Consider the following 17,000-nt stretch of genomic DNA (forward strand, 5'->3'; position numbering starts at 1 on the left):
GTAATACGGAATGGGTTTTAAAGTTCTTTAATGACTAGAGTATAGTCTTTTAGGTAAATATGTACGGGTTTGTTGTAAAATCCTTTGCCTAAATCTTCGCTAATTTTGTAATTTCCGGCAATAGAGATCAGTTCTGCCTGTAAATGAGTACAGAAGATACGCGCATGGGTATTGCCTTGTACGCCGGCCAATGCACGGCCTCGTAATGAGCCGTAAACGTGAATATTGCCTTCAGCCAAAATTTCCGCGCCCGCACTCACTTGTGCCAAAATAACCAGATCACCGTGTGAATAAATACGTTGGCCAGAACGGATAGGCTGTGTAATAACCATGGCCGTGGGTGGAGCGTCTTTTTTGGGGCTAATATCCGCTGCTGCAGCCGGTGTGGGTTTTTGAGCTTCTGTGCCGGTTGTGCGGTTGCTATTGGAATAAACAGGGATGCGTAATTCTAAAGAATCTTTGTTTTGTTGTTGACTGCCTCCCCGTATACCGATAGGTAGCAAACCATATTTTCGGGTTATTTCTGTAATGGCGGCGACATCAAGAGCAATATTTTGTTTGGTAATTTCTTTTAAGTCAATGACTACTGGCGAGTTTTTAAAAAATTCAGGCGCCAGTTTTATTTTTTCTTGGAGCTGTTGCTCAATCAGATGTAAATCATTACCTGATAAAATTAAAGTGGGCACAGAAAATGATCCACTTTTGAATTCTAAAACAGGGGGGTTGTAAGCTGTTGTTTGATCGCCTGTCGACATTCGCTCAATCTTCTCAGTTTGTATGGGTGGGATTCTAGCATTGCTCATTAAAAAAAGCATTGTTCAATATGCTAAATTTTGTATTTCAGCGTCCATCTAGGATGATGTTTTTAAAATAAAAAACAAAATCGTAAATAAAACTAATTGCTTTCTTTAATTCTAGATTAAGACGCTGAGTTTTTTGTTAAGTTTAGTGAAAATTGGCATTACGGCAAGTTTATATTGCTTACAGGAAGTTAGGTTTGTTTTTGTAGCGTGCTGCGTCGATTGCGGATAGGAAAGGTTTGATGTGCCTTGCAATTGTTGTTGTTTTCCTTTAATTTAGCCATATATCCGTAAAGGCTAGGGGTGCTTCATGAGGTGTTTTGAGGCTGAGAGAAACCCTTTGAACCTGACCCCGGTTAGTACCGGCGTAGGAAAGCCACAAGTTCCTGCGCCTTATTGTTTTATTGTTGGAGATAAACATGAGCGCTGTCATTAAAGAAGTAAAAGCTACTGAATCCAGTAGTGTAAAAATCGATTCTTATCCTGCATCAGAAAAAATTTATGTACAAGGCAACCGTCCTGACATTCAGGTGCCTATGCGTAAAATTACCTTGTCGGATACCCCTGTGCATTTTGGCACAGAGAAAAACCCACCACTCTATGTTTACGATACTTCCGGTGTCTATACTGACCCTAATGTGGCTATCGATTTAAAAAAAGGTTTGGGTTCTGTACGTTCCGCGTGGATTTTGGAACGTAATGACACTGAATTGCTGAGTGGCCCCAGTTCTGATTTTGGTCGTCAGCGCTTGGAAGATAAGGCGACAGCGCATCTGCGTTTTGAGCATATCGTCCAGCCGCGTCGTGCTAAATCTGGCCACAACGTATCGCAAATGCACTACGCGCGGAAAGGCATCATTACCCCAGAAATGGAATATATTGCTATCCGCGAAAACCAAAATATGGAATTGATGCGTGATTTATGGAAAGGTCAGCATCCAGGTCAATCGTTTGGTGCAGCGATTCCTGATGCCATCACCGCTGAATTTGTGCGCGATGAAGTCGCCAGAGGCCGCGCGATTATTCCGGCCAATATCAATCACCCTGAATTAGAACCGATGATTATCGGCCGTAATTTTTTGGTGAAAATTAACGGCAATTTGGGCAATTCTGCGGTAACGTCATCCATTGATGAAGAGGTGGAAAAAATGCTCTGGGGCATACGCTGGGGCGGCGATACCATTATGGATTTGTCGACCGGCAAAAATATCCACGAAACCCGTGAATGGATCTTGCGTAATTCTCCCGTACCGATTGGTACTGTGCCAATTTATCAGGCATTGGAAAAAGTGAATGGCAAAGCCGAAGAGCTGACCTGGGAAATGTACCGCGACACTTTAATTGAACAAGCTGAGCAGGGCGTGGATTACTTTACCATCCATGCCGGTGTGCGCTTGCATCATGTGCCATTAACCGCAAAGCGTATGACCGGTATTGTGTCGCGTGGCGGTTCTATTATGGCGAAATGGTGTTTGGCGCATCATACCGAAAGTTTCTTGTACACGCATTTTGAAGAAATTTGCGAAATCATGAAAGCTTATGACGTGTCGTTCTCTTTAGGAGATGGTTTACGCCCGGGTTCTATTTATGATGCCAACGATGCCGCGCAATTCGGTGAATTGGAAACGCTGGGAGAATTGACCAAAATCGCCTGGAAGCATGACGTACAAACCATGATTGAAGGCCCTGGCCATGTGCCATTGCACATGATTAAAGTCAACATGGAAAAGCAGTTGGAAGTGTGTGGTGAAGCACCGTTTTACACATTAGGCCCGCTGACCACCGATATTGCCCCAGGTTACGATCATATTACCTCGGCTATTGGTGCGGCCAATATTGGTTGGTACGGCTGCGCGATGCTGTGTTATGTCACCCAAAAAGAACATTTGGGCTTGCCTAACAAACAAGATGTCCGTGAAGGTATCGTGACGTATAAAATTGCTGCCCACGCCGCTGATTTGGCCAAAGGCCATCCTGGCGCACAGGCGCGTGATAACGCGATGTCCAAAGCTCGCTTTGAGTTCCGTTGGGAAGATCAGTTTAATATCGGTCTGGACCCTGAAAAAGCCCGTGAATTCCATGATGAAACGCTGCCTAAAGATTCAGCCAAAGTAGCGCACTTTTGCTCTATGTGTGGGCCGCATTTTTGCTCAATGAAAATCAGCCAAGACGTACGGGATTACGCCACTGCAAAAGGCATCGCTGATGAAAATGAAGCGTTGAAGCTGGGCATGGATGAGAAATCCAAGCAGTTTTTAGAAGAAGGTGCGGATATTTATCATAAAGTCTAAGGCCAAGGTAACTAGGCCGTTATATTTAAAGTATTAACCGACAACAGATAGCATCCTGCCTAAACGTGATGCTATCTGTTTTACCCGTCCAAAAAATCCACCATTTAGCATACGAGCCTTTTGCGAAGGCCCTATCGATTACTCCAGTGCCTGCTTTCGAAAAATTCAGTTGTATTTCTTAATGATTTAAATTAGCTATACTTACGTTTTATAGACGTATTTACCATTTAAATATACGCATTTAGTGCTTATTAAGGGAGATTGTAATGAAAAAATTAGTGAATAGTATCGCGGTGGGCGCTTTGTTAGTTGTGACGTTACCCGCAGTGGCGGTGACACCCGCAAAGCCTGCAAACCGCGCTGTTAATATCAATATAGGCAGTATTGGCGGTGCACTAGATGGTGCGGCTTTACGCGCTATTCGCCAAGTTGTTGGCTATGGTATCGCCAGTGGTGCTGTAGATACTTTTACAGTTTACAGCCCGAAGCAAGGTATTGTGCCCATAGAAGGTGGCTTGAGCGCGTGTGCTGAGGCTGGTTTTAGTGCAAGTCCTGCAAAATTTAATGCTTTTATTCAGGATTTAAAAACCATTAAATCAAAAGTAGGTACATTTTATACTGCTGTGCCAGCGATTAGCTGCGCTAGTGAAGAACTCATAGCGGTGTGTACTATGGACGTCCAATTGTGTCCGGATGGTTCTGCAGTTGGCCGCAAAGCGCCATCTTGTGCATTTTCGCCTTGTCCTCAGCCCTAAAAATTACAAGTAGCCTAGATGGCATCTTCGCAATCTAGGCTTTTAGGCTATTAAATTACATTCAAAACCTATTCACATGCCATTCTCAAATGGCTGTTATTCAAACTTGCACAGCCCGTGTTTAATGTTTTTAAAATAAATTCCCCTCATCTGATTTAAATGAGCATCAGTGCTGATTTGGTTATCATCTCTCCAGTTGTGTTATGTGCCTCACCGTACAGACTGAATTTTGCTGAACAAATACAATCGACTCAGTCAAAAAATAGTAGACAACTATAGGAAATGGGCCTTAATTTTGTTAGCCATAGTTCTCTATATCAGTTTATCGATAAAGAATAATTGAACATGATAAGTGAGATAAAAGACAATATATTAATCGTAGGCGCGGGTTTTGCTGGCGCGACCATTGCCCGCGAATTGGCTGACAGCGGCCGCTATAAAGTGCATATCATAGATCAGCGTAATCATATTGCAGGCAATGCTTATGATCCCATCAATGAAGCGCTTAAATTAAGGGTTCATCAATACGGGCCGCATATTTTCCATACCAATGACCAGCGTATTTTTGACCATTTGTCACGGTTTACGCAATGGATACCTTACCAGCACAAGGTGGAGGCATGGATAGATAAGGCAGGCTATGTGCCTTTACCCATTAACCGAACGACATTAAACACGCTTTACCATTGCCAACTAAAAGATGAGGCAGACGTTAAAAACTTTCTTGATACCCTTAAATGTCATCATCTGGCTCCTAAAAATGCCCAGGAAATCGCTGAAAATATCTACGGTGCGGAATTAACCCAATTGTTTTTTGGGCGCTATACCCAAAAAATGTGGTCGCTGAAGTTAAGCGAATTACCCACTGAGGTATTGGCGCGACTGCCGGTACGTTATGATGACAATCCCCATTATTTTAACGATGCCATACAAGCCATGCCAGCACAGGGTTACCTTCATTTATTTGAAAACATGCTGGATCATCCTGATATTTCGGTGAGCCTTTCTTGTACTTTTGAAAAAACCATGGAAAAAAATTACCAGCATATTTTTAATTCCATGCCTATCGATGTATATTTTGATGAAAAATATGGTGCCTTGCCTTACCGTTCCATACAATTTGTGCATGAAAGACTACAGGAGCATTACCAGCCCGTTCCGACGGTCAATTTTACCGATGAAGGCATGTATACGCGGCAGACGGATTGGCGTCTCTACCCGGGGTGTGACCTTGGGAAACGGAGCGAAATATTGATCACTAAAGAAATTCCTTGCAGTTACGAAGACAATAATTTTGAACGCTACTATCCGGTTAAAACCGTTGCGGGCGAACCGCAGAAAATATACAAACGCTACCGTGGCGAGGCCGAAAAATTAAACCATATGACGTTTATAGGCCGATGCGGACAGTATATTTATTATGATATGCATCAAGTGGTGGCAAACAGCTTAAAAATAGCCCGAAATTTTTTGGTAAGCTAGCCGTTTAATATCAAAGCAATATTAATCTTTTTTAATATGGATGATCCTGCCGCGGTTTTTTCAAGTTTTAAGCTCTCCAAAAGCTGCCAAACGTCCGTTGTCATTCCGGTCCGGAATGAATCTGAACATATTTTAAAAACCCTTACGGCCTTTGCCCGGCAAGTTGACCGGCATAAAAATCCCCTGGATCCTGAAAGCTTCGAGATACTGATGCTGGCGAATAATTGCACGGATGATTCTGTCGATATTATCAAAAAATTTCAGCAAGAAAATCTAACGCTGCCGCTTTACTTGGCTGAAATGGAGTTATCGGCTGAAGACGCCAACATAGGCTTCGTAAGACGATTGTTAATGAATGCCGCTTTCCATCGCCTCCGTAACAGCCCATTTGGCGATGGCGTGATGATGACCACCGACAGCGATACCGTTGTTGCCGACGATTGGATAGTTTCAAATTTAACAGAAATTAAAGCCGGTGCCGATGCGGTCGGCGGACGTATTATTATTGATAAGGCCGAATTAAAAAAAATGAACCGCTTGTGCCGGGAAATTCATTTAAAAGATGAGGAATATCGGCTTTTAATGGCAGAGATTGAAACCTTAATAGATGACTTGCCTTTTGACCATGCGCCACGTCACCACCAGCATTTTAACGGCAGCTTTGCAGTGACGACTCAAGCTTTTGAACAAGCCGGCGGCATTCCGGAAGTTAAATTCCTTGAAGACTGTGCTTTTTTTGATCGTTTGCAAAAAATGGATGCCAAGGTTCGCCACAGCCCGTTAGTGAAGGTCTATACCTCAGCGAGGCAAAACGGCCGCTGCGAAGTTGGATTGTCGTTTCAGATCAACTTATGGAAAACCCTAAGGCAAAGCGGTGAAGAGATTTTGGTGGAATCGGCACAATCCATTGTCAATCGGTTAAACGTTCAAAAAGAGTTAAGAACACTATGGCGCAGGTTTTGGGATGAAAACCCGATAGCTTTAAGCGCCGTACAAAAGGTTGCCAGCCAAATTTTAATTTCCGACCAATTCATACTCTATCAACTTGAAAAAAAACAACCTTTTGGTCTTTTTTACAGTGAAATTATTCAAGGGCAAGGTCTAAAGCCATTGCCTTTGGTATGCCTTAACCAAGCATTACAAGACCTTAGAATAGCAATAAAAAAAAGGCGCGGTTAATATTTCTCCCAAATATCAATCCGATAATGTTCATTTTCGGTTTTATGCCGGTTTAGCATTTTTCCCGTAATCAGTTGGGCAAAGGCATCATGCACTTCATCGCCGGTTTGTGGAAAGTCGTGCACGACCGGAAGCCAATGCACCAAGGCAATCTGGCCCTGGTCTTTCAACTGTAAATAGGCTTTTTCGATGGTGAGTTGCCAATCTTCTGCCGTGAAGAAATAACCTACTTCGGAAATGACTATCAAATCAAATTTTTCCAGCGGAAACGCTTGCGGCACGTTCATTTTCTGGAAACGCACCTGCGGCAGATAACTGCATCTTTTTTTGGCTTGCGCCAAGGCTTTGTCCGATACATCCACCGCTAAAAGCCGGGCACATTTTGCGGCCAGCTTTTCGGTAAACACGCCAATTGAACAGCCAATTTCAAAGGCATTATTATAATGGGCAGAGGGCAGGGCATTGAGTGTGGTGGTATATTTTTGGGCTTCATACTGGCTTTCGGTAAAATTCCATGGGTCGTCATTTGCCGAATAAATATCATCAAAGTAATGGTCAGCTAAAGTGTGTTTTAGGGTCATTAAGCGTTATTCAAAAAAAAAATTTCATAAGGGACTGCAAAACATTGCAACACATTGGGCGGGATGCGGAAACCCGCTGGATCATCGTCAATTAAATCAGTGATTTGTGAGGCATGGGCAATGATGGCTTGTTGCTTGGTTTTTAACACTGTCGTAATATCCAACCTAAACGCAGACACTTCCGATTTTAAGGGAGCATCAACAGGATTTTCAGTTGGGTAAAGCCAAATCGGATATTCAAACACAGTATGCTTTTTATTTTTAGCGGCTGCGATCAGTTCAAATGCCGCGCGGTGATCCGGATGCGGGTCGCGGCGCCACGGCACAAAAATAGATTGCGGCTTTACCGATGTCAGCAACTGTTTAACTCGCTTGGTTGCCTGCAAGAAGTTTTCTGAACTGCTAGTGGGTACTTGTCGGTCTGGAAACCGAAAAAAGCTAACGTTTTCTTGGGCTACGCCCAGCAAAGCCGCTGCTTTAAGCAATTCAGTTTCACGTAATGCCTGTAGTTTTTGCGGCGGAAATTTTTTGGAATTGGGATGTGATTGTGTGCCGTCGGATAACACTAAAATCGACACCGGCTGCTCATATTTGCGCAGCAGTGCTATCACGCCGCCACATCCCAAGCTTTCATCATCCGGGTGCGGGGCGACGATTAATGTGCTGCCAAAACAATTGACGAGATGCTCAGGTTTGAGGGGGATATTGTCAAGCTCAGTAAACGTTAACGCGTCCATAAGCTATCAACCCCTAGTTCAGACTGCAAAACATACTGTCCGACCTCTGCAAGCGCGGCATCCGGGGCGGGTTGCCTTAGGTAAATAGTCAGATCCCGAATAATGCGCCCAAAATGAAACGGGTGGTTTAAGCCTCGTGCGCCCACGGATTTTTCAGTTAAGCTCATGACCTTAATGCAAATATTTTCAATTTCGGTACGCATCATATTAGCATAGGCTAAATAAATATCGCTTTGGATAGCTGAAGGGTTATCCATAAAATCATCCATTTTTTCAGCCGCTGATTTAAGCCACAAATTGCCGGTTTCAATTAATATCGCCATCTCGCCTAAGCGCATTTTTTGATAAGGATCGTCTATGCGCTTAAGCATTTGTAAGTATTGGCGGGTTTGCTCAAAAAGTGCGACCGCCGCACCCAATTGGACAGCAGAAAAACGCACCGCACCACCAGAAAACCATGGCTGGCGATAATAATCGCCAGGGGAGCCGATAAGCTGTTTCTGGTCAATTTCAATACCGGTGAAATCTACCTTAAAGGATCGTGTGGCGCGCATGCCCATTGGGTTCCACCACGACGCATCGGTTTTAAGCTGAGTGGCAGTGAGCGGTACAATACACATCTGCCAACCCCCGTCGGGAAGCGCGGCGGTAACTAAGGGGTGGGTGACAAAATTAACCCCGCTCGCAAAGATTTTGCAGCCCTGCAACCGATATTTCCCATTTTTAAGGGGTAATAGCGTAACACCGTCAGCGGCTTGCGTGTTCCAAACCCCTGATAGACCACCATGGCTAACTTCAGCGGCAAGCCATTTTATGTGTTCATCAGAACCAAAAAGGTTTGTTAAAAGCAAGGCGTTTACATGGCCTTCGTAAATTCTGCCCATCACCAAGTTGCCGCGGCCAAGCTGCTTTAATATAAGCAAAAGTGCCTCATTGTTACCGAATTCCAAACCCAGTCCTATGCCGTTATATTGCTTTGGCAAGGCAGCCGTTAATAAATGCTGCTCAGTGATTTTCCGGAGCGTTTCGATGGGAAATTTTTCTATGCTATCGGTTGCCGCAGCTTCATCAAAAGCATCATCGGCTATTTTTTGGGCAGAACCCAGCAGCGCTTTTAACGAAAGCTTTTTAGATTTTTTTTCAGCACTGACAATTTTTGTTTTATCCGGCTGCATGTTTAATGCGCTAGCTTAAAAGTAGTCATAGATTAATCCTCCACCAAAAAGGCATCCGCCAACGGTTGATACAATTCGCGATTGCCGGCATCGTCGGCATAATCCCACAAACCGTTGTGACAATGCCGATTATCGTCCCAACCTGGGTGATTGACAATCGGATAAAGACAAAGTCCTTGAATAGGCACGTTATGCGATTGGGCAATTTTTGCCTGTTTTCTCATATATAAAAACCATTCAGGCCGCGCTTCATTTTCAATGCCGGTTTCCGCAATAAAAAGTGGTCGTTGGTAACGCTTATAAATAGATTCAAGTATTTCGTGAAAAGGCTGATAATTTTTATGATGCCGATAAATTCTACGTCCGCTAGGGTGGCGCCATTGATTATTAAAATAATAATTAATACCGATAATATCAAGATATTCGGGCATTCCGCCCAGTTCAGGTGCGAGTTTTCCGGTTAACATATCAAACACCTGGAACTGGCTTTCATGGTAATGTGCCGCGTCAATAATAGCCCGCTTATTGTTAGGTGAAGGCTCAATACGCACTGCGGGATCTGTTTGCACAAATCGCGTATCCGGGTATCGTTCACGAATGGCTTGGGTAGCCAAAATAGTTGCTTGAACCAGTTGGCGCTTCATTTCAAAACCGCGCCCCTTAGCAAAGGGATAGAACCCGCCCACGTCGCCTGCAATCCAAGAGAAAAATGATATTTCATTAGCCAGACAAATAATCAGCGGTTGGTTAATTTGATTTTTTAAAAATTGCGCAGTGGCTAAAGAAAACGCCACAAAGCGCTCGATAAATTCAGGTAAAAATATATTAATATCATCAGGATAGCCATAATGAAAAACATCCCAAATGATTTGAACGCCGGTTTTTTCTACCGCTTTTGCTTGGTTAATAAGGCTTGAAAAATCATACATAAACGGTGATTTTTCAATTAAATGCCAGCGTACGCCGTCGCGGGCAGTTTTTATACCCACATCTAAAAGTCTAAGATAATCCTGTTCCGCGAATTCATCATGACGACTGCCTTTAATGACATCAATGCGCCATTTTTTATAGTTATAGTGCGTCGAACATTCAAAACCGCCCATTAAATAACTCTTAAACATAATCAGTTTTTAACTCATGATTGTTATTAATATTAATTATTAATGACTGTAAATTTAGGATAATTTTTTAATAAATATATACAAGTAAACTAAATTAATATAGTGAAGCGCCATTGTAATAATGGTATTAAAAAAATAAAAAATAATCAACTAATATTTTTTATTGAGATACGTAATAACTATATTTAACTTATGTTAGATACCGTACAGATAAAAAAAAATTAAAGCTATATGGTTTAACTATATTAATCACTATATTTTATTACTACTAACTTTAATGAACGCAGGAGCAATGTCAATGAAGACTAATACCGTAAAAAAAATAAAAACAGTAGAAATTTCTCCTGATTATGCTATTGCTGCTTTAGAGTATATTATTTGTCTATCGCATTTAAGATGGGATTTTGTTTATCAACGCCCACAACACCTTATGAGTCGTTTTGCCCGCAATGCAAAAGTCTTATATTTTGAAGAGCCGATTTTTTTTGATGGCGAAACGCATTTATCCGTTACTTTAAAAGACAGTAATCTTTCTGTGTGTACACCGTTTATTAACTACAAAGAAGAAATAAACGCTATTAAAATTCAACGGTCAATGATTAATAATACGATTCGAAAAAATAAAATTGAAAATTATTTACTGTGGTTTTACACACCTATGGCAATGGAATTTGCCAGTCATTTAAACCCTAGCGTTACGGTTTTTGATTGTATGGACGAGCTGACGGCATTTAAATTTGCCCCACCCAAATTAGTTGACATGGAAAAACGACTGCTTAAAAAAGCGGATTTGGTTTTTACCGGCGGGCAGAGCCTTTATAATGCTAAAAAAGGACACCATCCGAACGTTTCTGCCTTTCCTTCAAGCATTGATTTCAAGCATTTTTCTAAGGCACGAAAAAGAGCACAAGAGCCTGATGATCAAATAAGAATCCCCTCTCCTAAACTCGGTTTTTTAGGTGTAATTGATGAGAGAATGGATACGCATTTATTAGCGGAAATGGCGGATTTACGCCCAGACTGGCAATTTGTAATGATTGGCCCCGTTGTAAAAATTTCCCCTGAAGATTTGCCTCGTCGTGGCAATATCCATTATCTGGGTGGAAAAGACTATAGTGAATTGCCTGATTATCTTTCAGGTTGGGACATTGCGCTGATGCCTTTTGCTATGAATGAGTCCACGCGCTTTATAAGCCCTACTAAAACGCCAGAATATCTTGCAGCAGGAAAACCGGTTATTTCAACGCCTATACAAGATGTGGTGAGCCCATACGGTGATCAAAAGCTGGTGTGCATTGCCAAAACGGCAGTAGAATTTATCCTTGAAGCCGAAAAAATTCTTGAAGGGCGAAATCGTAAAGAGTGGCTTAAAAAAGTAGATGAGTTTCTGGCATTAAACTCTTGGGATGATACGTTTGCAGCGATGATGGATTTAATTTCCGAAACATGCATGGAAAATAACTATTTTGCTGCAATTAAGCTGGATAGTTTCAGTATAAATTCGCTTGTACCTACTTTAAGTCGGGTAGGTTCTAGTCTTAACCAGTTACGATCAATTGAATAATAATGTAATTTTTGTAAGCATAATGCGTGAATTTTCTATTTAATATCCGCCGATTATTTATGAATAATCGGTAATAGGAATCAGCGAATATTAGTTCAATAGGTTTAATAAACTGGCAAATCAACTTTAACGCGTGCTAAAAGATAGGCTGCTTAAATGCGGCACCTGCGCGTTCCTCAACTAATTTAGGGACTAAATAGCCAGGCAAAATAGCTTGAATTTCTTGCATAAGCGCTAAAGCCTCAATTTTAGACACTTCAAAATGCCCAGTTCCATTGGCTTTATCCAATAAGTGCAGATAATACGGGATAATACCTTGTGCAAAAAGTGCTTCATTTAAAGCGCACAGTGCTTGGCTATTATCATTAACTCCTTTTAATAATACCGCTTGATTAAACAGCGTTATTCCCTGTTTTTTTAACGCATGGCAAGCGGCTTGCGTCTCTTTGCTGAGTTCATTAGCATGATTACAGTGGGTTACCATGATGATTTGTTTACTGCTTTGCGCCAGTACGGCAATAAATTCTTCGGTGATTCTCGCCGGCAATACAATAGGCAAGCGGCTGTGTATACGTATGCGTTTAACATGGGTGATGTCATCAAATTGCTTAAAAAGCTCAGACAATCTGGCATCGCTTAACAACAAAGGATCGCCGCCACTTAAAATTACTTCACTGATGCTGCTATTTTGCGCTATGTAATCAATAGCGGCGGCTTGTTTTTGTTTGCTCAGCTGTACATCGGCATAAGGAAAGCTGCGGCGAAAACAATAGCGGCAGTTAATGGCACAGCTGCCGGTATTGATTAATAACACGCGCCCATAATATTTATGGATAACACCGGATTGGGTGGTTGCCGGTAAATCGCCAACCGGATCATCAGTGTAACCAGGGTAGGCAAATAGCTCATCTTCAACAGGCAACACCTGACGCAGCAAGGGATCGTGCGGATTGCCTTTTTCCATACAGGCTGCAAAACTTAAAGGCACGCGTAAAGGGAATGCCTTAATCGCTAGCTCGGAAACCGGTAAATCGCTCGGGGATAATTGCAAAAAAGTGCATAAGTCTGCAATGTTATTAAAGGCTTGGGCTAGCTGTTGTTGCCAATTTTTGCTAGCAAAGTCGGTGATATTTGGTGGTGGTGACATTAAGTGATTCATTTTAAAGTTTCTATAGGTACAGGCCTACATTATAATGGCCGAATTTTAAATTGTTTGTTGTCTTGAGGATAAAATGGCCACATTTAGTACGAATGAGTTTAGGGCAGGCTTAAAAGTCATGTTAGATAATGACCCCTGTGCGATTATTGAAAATGAATTTGTAAAGCCTGGTAAAGGCCAGGCATTTAATCGGGTAAAAATAAGAAATTTAAAAACCGGCCGCGTTATCGAAAGAACTTTTAAATCCGGTGAATCACTGGAAGGTGCTGATGTAGTTGATGTGGAAATGCAGTATCTCTACAACGACGGAGAATACAGGCACTTTATGCAACCCGATACTTTTGAGCAATATCAGGCCAATGAAATTATTGTTGGCGATGCGGCGTTATGGCTAAAAGATCAGGATTCCTGTACGGTTACTTTATGGAATGATGCGCCTTTAGCAGTGGTTCCGGTTAATTTTGTTGAATTAAAAATTGTCGAAACTGATCCGGGTGTGCGTGGTGATACCTCTGGCGGTGGTGGTAAACCGGCTAAACTGGAAACCGGTGCGGTGGTTAGAGTGCCGTTATTTGTACAAACCGATGAAGTTATTAAGGTGGATACCCGTACCGGTGAATATATTTCCCGGGTAAAATAGTGTCCCAATCATGGCGCCCTAGCTGTTCTTTAGAATTATTGGCACTAAGGGCGCAGATGCTTCAGGAAATACGGCAGTTTTTTTTGCTGCGGTCTGTGCTGGAAGTAGAAACACCGTTGATGTCTCATGCTGTGGGTACTGATCCGCAGCTGGCATTTTTTAGCACGCAATACCGTGCGGTACCTGTGCAGCAAACTTTGTTTTTGCAGACATCGCCGGAGTTTGCCATGAAGCGTTTGCTGGCGGCGGGCAGTGGTTCTATTTATCAAATTTGTAAAGCCTTTAGAAACGGTGAGTCCGGTCGTTTTCATAATCCGGAATTTACTTTGTTGGAATGGTATCGGGTCGGTTTTAGTTTGCCTATGTTAATGGCTGAAATTAACGAATTAATAGCGCAGTTATTTCGTCAGCAAAGTAAGCCTTTGGCAGAAACACAGCGCTTTAGCTATCAAGTTATCTTTAAGTATTATACGGGCCTGGATGCTTTAAATTTTGACTATGAAGATTACTGCCGTTATGCGTTGGAGTATCAATGCCCTGAAGCGGTTACGCTATGCGCTAAAGATCATGGTTTATGGCTGGATTTTTTGTTTAGCCACCACGTTCAGCCTTATCTGGGACCAAACCGTCTGTGTATGGTTTATGATTATCCAGCGTGTCAATCATCGTTGGCGCGCATCAAACCAGATAATCCGAGCGTTGTTGAGCGGGTGGAGCTATTTATTAATGGCATAGAGCTGGGTAATGGTTATGGCGAATTAACCGATGCTAAAGAACAGGATAAGCGTTTTAATGATGAAATTGCTATTAGGCAACAACAAAATCTGCCCGAAAGTATTAAAAATCAGTACTTAATTGACGCATTAACGGTAGGATTGCCTGAATGTTCGGGCATTGCCATAGGTTTGGATCGCTTGCTCATGGTATTATCGGAAAGTCCATCCATTGCGGATGTATTAAGCTTCCCCACGCGCACGGCTTAAGCTGCATATAATGTTTATCGTGTTATACTCGCGCCCTTTTAAGGGTTGTAAATCAACTCTTGTTTTTAAATGCTGACTATGAAATCAAATATCTTTGCTCGCGTGTTGTTGCTGTGTTTATTTGTTTCGCAAGTGGTTAAAAGTGAAGATGAATTTGTCGTTCGAGATATTAAAGTTAATGGCTTGCAACGCATTTCTCAAGGCACGGTTTTTAACTATTTACCTGTAAATGTTGGCGAGCGTTTTTCTTTAGATAATGTAGGGCCTGCTATTAAGGCGCTTTTTAAAACCGGTTTTTTTAAGGATGTTTCTTTGGAGCGGGACGGTTCTACATTGGTGGTTAATGTAGTCGAGCGTCCGTCCATTGCAAAAATAATTATTGAAGGTAATAAAGACCTTAGCAAAGAAGATTTAACAAAAGCGTTAGATAAAATCGGGCTTTCAGAAGGCAAAGTATTTGACCGACAAATTTTAGATAAAGTGCAGCTGGAATTAAATCGTCAGTATTTAAGTCACGGTAAGTACGGTTTAAAAATTAAAACCGAAGTAGCCAATCTTACCCGTAACCGCATTGGCATTCATATTAAAATTTCAGAAGGCCGCGTCACTAAGATTAAACAGATTAATATTGTTGGCAATACGGTTTATGATGACAAAATCTTGTTAAGGAATTTTGAGCTCAGTACCTCTAATTTGTTGTCGTTTTATACTAAGAATGACCAATATTCCAAACAAAAGCTTTCGGCGGATTTGGAAACTTTGCGTTCATATTATCTTGACCGTGGTTATATCAATTTTGCGATTGAATCCACGCAAGTAGCGATTACGCCAGATAAAAAAGATATTTACGTCACCATTAATGTTAAAGAAGGTGATGTTTTCAAAGTAGAAAAAGTAAAATTAGCCGGTAATTTAGTCGTTAAACCTGAGGAATTGGTAAAGTTAGTGAGTATTGGCCCCGAAGAAGTTTTTTCCAGAAAAAGCGCCACGGAAACTCAAAAAGCTTTGCAAGACCGTTTGGGTGATGAGGGTTACGCATTTGCCAATGTCAATATGGTACCGGAAATCAACGAAGCTAAAAGAACAGTTGATATGACGTTTTTTGTCGATCCAGGCAAGCGTGTTTACGTACGCCACATTAATATGAAAGGCAATACCAAAACCCGTGATGAAGTATTGCGGCGCGAAATGCGGCAAATGGAATCCAGTTGGGCATCGGGTTCAAAAATAGAACGTTCTAAAACGCGTTTAGAGCGCCTGGGTTATTTTGAATCGGTTAATGTCGAAACACCGCCTGTTCCGGGTACAGCGGATCAGATTGATGTCAATTATTCTGTGGTTGAAAAAGCATCAGGTAATCTGTCAGCAGGGATTGGTTTTTCGCAGGTACAAGGCATAGTCATTAATGCTAATGTGTCACAAGACAATGTGTTTGGTTCCGGTAAGCGCGTTAATCTGGCGTTTAATAACAGTAATTATGCGACCAATTATCAGTTTGGATTTTATAACCCCTACTTTACACCAGACGGTATTAGTTTGGGTTATAACATAGGGTATTCACAGCGTAATGCCGGCCAAGTCAATATTGCCAATTATTCAACTGACGTGTTGAATGCTGGTGTCGATTTGGGTATTCCGTTGAATGAATTTGATCAATTAAGATTAGGGTTTGATGTCAAGCATACTACCCTTAAACTTCCCGATGATACTTTGACTGATTTCTCCTGTCCGGGGCCAGGGATATACTGTAAAGGTGACGAGGAATTCCAGTATCGGCTTGAATCACCCAATACCTCCGATGAAATTAGTGACTTTAAGAAAAAAGAAGGTAGCAAGTTTTTGACCTTCTCGCCTTCGATAGGTTGGACACACGATACGCTTAACCGCGCTATTTTTCCTACTAAAGGCGGACAACAACGGTTTTCTGCGTTGGCGACTATTCCTGGCAGTGATTTGCAATACTATAAAGTCAGTTACAAACATCAATTGTATTTGCCCCTGGCAAGAGACTTAACCTTAAGAATGCAAGCGGAAATTGCCCACGGCGATGGTTATGGTAGTACCGATGGCTTGCCTTTTTTCGAAAATTATTTTGGCGGCGGTACCGGTTCAGTGCGTGGCTTTAGAAATAACACGCTGGGTGCAAGAGGAACACTTACCACAGATTGTATCACTGGCCAACCAAATCTAAAATGTGATACCGACCCTATTAAAGCCTCTGGTAGGCCACTGGGTGGTTCTAATAAACTCATTGCCAATGTGGAGTTGTTTTTCCCCGTACCATTTTTTTCTGAAACCAAGTCGGTTCGGTTAGGCACTTTTTTTGATGCAGGTCGTATTGACAATAGTTTTGGTGTCAATCATTTAAAATATTCTGCCGGTATCTCTGGGGAATGGTTATCGCCTTTTGGTGCCTTGTCCGTGAGTGCAGCTTATCCTTTAAATGTGGATAAGGCGGCGGGCGATCAGTCGCAAATATTTCAATTTAACTTTGGCCAAAATTTTTAGTGGGTATAGTTTTGGTTTAAAACCT

Annotated in this window: 14 protein-coding genes and 1 riboswitch; of the genes, 8 read left to right on the forward strand and 6 right to left on the reverse strand. The window is 42.0% G+C overall.

What is annotated here, in order from left to right:
* Window positions 1–17 precede the first annotated feature (17 nt).
* Entirely contained in the window at window positions 18–755 is a 738-nt protein-coding gene (gene minC, locus ACHZC4_RS15095; RefSeq protein WP_394754699.1) for a septum site-determining protein MinC, read from the reverse strand.
* A gap of 334 nt (window positions 756–1,089) precedes the next feature.
* Window positions 1,090–1,191, forward strand: a riboswitch (TPP riboswitch).
* 28 nt (window positions 1,192–1,219) lie between these two features.
* On the opposite strand from minC, the gene thiC reads away from it, so the two are divergent.
* The 4 genes from thiC (at window position 1,220) to ACHZC4_RS15115 (ending at window position 6,507) form a co-directional block, all read left to right on the forward strand.
* Complete coding sequence (gene thiC, locus ACHZC4_RS15100; RefSeq protein WP_394754700.1) at window positions 1,220–3,091, forward strand: phosphomethylpyrimidine synthase ThiC; 1,872 nt, start codon at window positions 1,220–1,222, stop codon at window positions 3,089–3,091.
* 266 nt (window positions 3,092–3,357) lie between these two features.
* Window positions 3,358–3,846, forward strand: coding sequence for a hypothetical protein (locus tag ACHZC4_RS15105; RefSeq protein WP_394754701.1), 489 nt, complete (start codon window positions 3,358–3,360; stop codon window positions 3,844–3,846).
* A 345-nt stretch (window positions 3,847–4,191) separates the two neighbouring features.
* Window positions 4,192–5,328 carry a UDP-galactopyranose mutase gene (locus tag ACHZC4_RS15110; RefSeq protein WP_394754702.1) on the forward strand — a complete coding sequence of 379 codons (1,137 nt, stop codon included), beginning with the start codon at window positions 4,192–4,194 and terminating at the stop codon, window positions 5,326–5,328.
* A gap of 36 nt (window positions 5,329–5,364) precedes the next feature.
* The gene (locus tag ACHZC4_RS15115; protein WP_394754703.1) at window positions 5,365–6,507 is read left to right on the forward strand and encodes a glycosyltransferase; all 1,143 of its coding nucleotides are present in this window, start codon (window positions 5,365–5,367) and stop codon (window positions 6,505–6,507) included.
* Here the strand turns inward: ACHZC4_RS15115 and ACHZC4_RS15120 are convergent.
* From ACHZC4_RS15120 to ACHZC4_RS15135, 4 genes are read right to left on the reverse strand one after another with little or no spacing between them, the layout of a single operon-like run.
* Window positions 6,504–7,088 (reverse strand): class I SAM-dependent DNA methyltransferase, encoded by a 585-nt coding sequence (locus tag ACHZC4_RS15120; protein WP_394754704.1) that lies wholly within the window; start codon window positions 7,086–7,088, stop codon window positions 6,504–6,506. The genes ACHZC4_RS15115 and ACHZC4_RS15120 overlap by 4 nt on opposite strands.
* Window positions 7,088–7,825, reverse strand: coding sequence for a PIG-L deacetylase family protein (locus ACHZC4_RS15125; protein WP_394754705.1), 738 nt, complete (start codon window positions 7,823–7,825; stop codon window positions 7,088–7,090). Before ACHZC4_RS15125 ends, ACHZC4_RS15120 begins: the two co-directional genes overlap by 1 nt.
* Window positions 7,813–9,000: an acyl-CoA dehydrogenase family protein gene (locus tag ACHZC4_RS15130; RefSeq protein ID WP_394754706.1), complete on the reverse strand. Its 1,188-nt coding sequence runs from the start codon at window positions 8,998–9,000 to the stop codon at window positions 7,813–7,815. Before ACHZC4_RS15130 ends, ACHZC4_RS15125 begins: the two co-directional genes overlap by 13 nt.
* A gap of 32 nt (window positions 9,001–9,032) precedes the next feature.
* On the reverse strand, window positions 9,033–10,121 hold the full coding sequence (locus ACHZC4_RS15135; RefSeq protein ID WP_394754707.1) for a hypothetical protein: 1,089 nt from the start codon (window positions 10,119–10,121) through the stop codon (window positions 9,033–9,035).
* Window positions 10,122–10,419: 298 nt separating this feature from the next.
* Here ACHZC4_RS15135 and ACHZC4_RS15140 point away from each other — a divergent pair, with 298 nt between their 5' ends.
* On the forward strand, window positions 10,420–11,685 hold the full coding sequence (locus ACHZC4_RS15140; protein ID WP_394754708.1) for a glycosyltransferase family 1 protein: 1,266 nt from the start codon (window positions 10,420–10,422) through the stop codon (window positions 11,683–11,685).
* A 136-nt stretch (window positions 11,686–11,821) separates the two neighbouring features.
* Here ACHZC4_RS15140 and epmB read toward each other — a convergent pair whose 3' ends face one another.
* Window positions 11,822–12,832, reverse strand: coding sequence for an EF-P beta-lysylation protein EpmB (gene epmB / locus ACHZC4_RS15145; protein WP_394754709.1), 1,011 nt, complete (start codon window positions 12,830–12,832; stop codon window positions 11,822–11,824).
* 85 nt (window positions 12,833–12,917) lie between these two features.
* Here epmB and efp point away from each other — a divergent pair, with 85 nt between their 5' ends.
* The 3 genes from efp to bamA all read left to right on the forward strand — a co-directional run bounded on the left by efp (window position 12,918) and on the right by bamA (window position 16,975).
* Window positions 12,918–13,484 (forward strand): elongation factor P, encoded by a 567-nt coding sequence (gene efp / locus ACHZC4_RS15150; RefSeq protein WP_394754710.1) that lies wholly within the window; start codon window positions 12,918–12,920, stop codon window positions 13,482–13,484.
* Window positions 13,484–14,467: an EF-P lysine aminoacylase EpmA gene (epmA, locus tag ACHZC4_RS15155; protein ID WP_394754711.1), complete on the forward strand. Its 984-nt coding sequence runs from the start codon at window positions 13,484–13,486 to the stop codon at window positions 14,465–14,467. The genes efp and epmA overlap by 1 nt, the downstream gene beginning before the upstream one ends.
* Before the next feature lie 78 nt (window positions 14,468–14,545).
* Window positions 14,546–16,975 (forward strand): outer membrane protein assembly factor BamA, encoded by a 2,430-nt coding sequence (bamA, locus tag ACHZC4_RS15160; RefSeq protein ID WP_394754712.1) that lies wholly within the window; start codon window positions 14,546–14,548, stop codon window positions 16,973–16,975.
* Window positions 16,976–17,000: the final 25 nt, after the last annotated feature.

Source organism: Crenothrix sp., from assembly GCF_043729335.1.
Classification (GTDB): Bacteria; Pseudomonadota; Gammaproteobacteria; order Methylococcales; family Methylomonadaceae; genus Crenothrix.

What these genes read in the sequence shown, in the direction of transcription:
- ACHZC4_RS15105 (WP_394754701.1), top strand. Translation starts at nt 3,358, where the DNA reads ATGAAAAAATTAGTGAATAGTATCGCGGTGGGCGCTTTGTTAGTTGTG.
- ACHZC4_RS15110 (WP_394754702.1), top strand. Translation starts at nt 4,192, where the DNA reads ATGATAAGTGAGATAAAAGACAATATATTAATCGTAGGCGCGGGTTTT.
- efp (WP_394754710.1), top strand. Translation starts at nt 12,918, where the DNA reads ATGGCCACATTTAGTACGAATGAGTTTAGGGCAGGCTTAAAAGTCATG.
- ACHZC4_RS15125 (WP_394754705.1), bottom strand. Translation starts at nt 7,825, where the DNA reads ATGGACGCGTTAACGTTTACTGAGCTTGACAATATCCCCCTCAAACCT.
- epmB (WP_394754709.1), bottom strand. Translation starts at nt 12,832, where the DNA reads ATGTCACCACCACCAAATATCACCGACTTTGCTAGCAAAAATTGGCAA.
- ACHZC4_RS15130 (WP_394754706.1), bottom strand. Translation starts at nt 9,000, where the DNA reads ATGCAGCCGGATAAAACAAAAATTGTCAGTGCTGAAAAAAAATCTAAA.
- ACHZC4_RS15135 (WP_394754707.1), bottom strand. Translation starts at nt 10,121, where the DNA reads ATGTTTAAGAGTTATTTAATGGGCGGTTTTGAATGTTCGACGCACTAT.
- bamA (WP_394754712.1), top strand. Translation starts at nt 14,546, where the DNA reads ATGAAATCAAATATCTTTGCTCGCGTGTTGTTGCTGTGTTTATTTGTT.
- ACHZC4_RS15140 (WP_394754708.1), top strand. Translation starts at nt 10,420, where the DNA reads ATGAAGACTAATACCGTAAAAAAAATAAAAACAGTAGAAATTTCTCCT.
- minC (WP_394754699.1), bottom strand. Translation starts at nt 755, where the DNA reads ATGTCGACAGGCGATCAAACAACAGCTTACAACCCCCCTGTTTTAGAA.
- thiC (WP_394754700.1), top strand. Translation starts at nt 1,220, where the DNA reads ATGAGCGCTGTCATTAAAGAAGTAAAAGCTACTGAATCCAGTAGTGTA.
- ACHZC4_RS15115 (WP_394754703.1), top strand. Translation starts at nt 5,365, where the DNA reads ATGGATGATCCTGCCGCGGTTTTTTCAAGTTTTAAGCTCTCCAAAAGC.
- ACHZC4_RS15120 (WP_394754704.1), bottom strand. Translation starts at nt 7,088, where the DNA reads ATGACCCTAAAACACACTTTAGCTGACCATTACTTTGATGATATTTAT.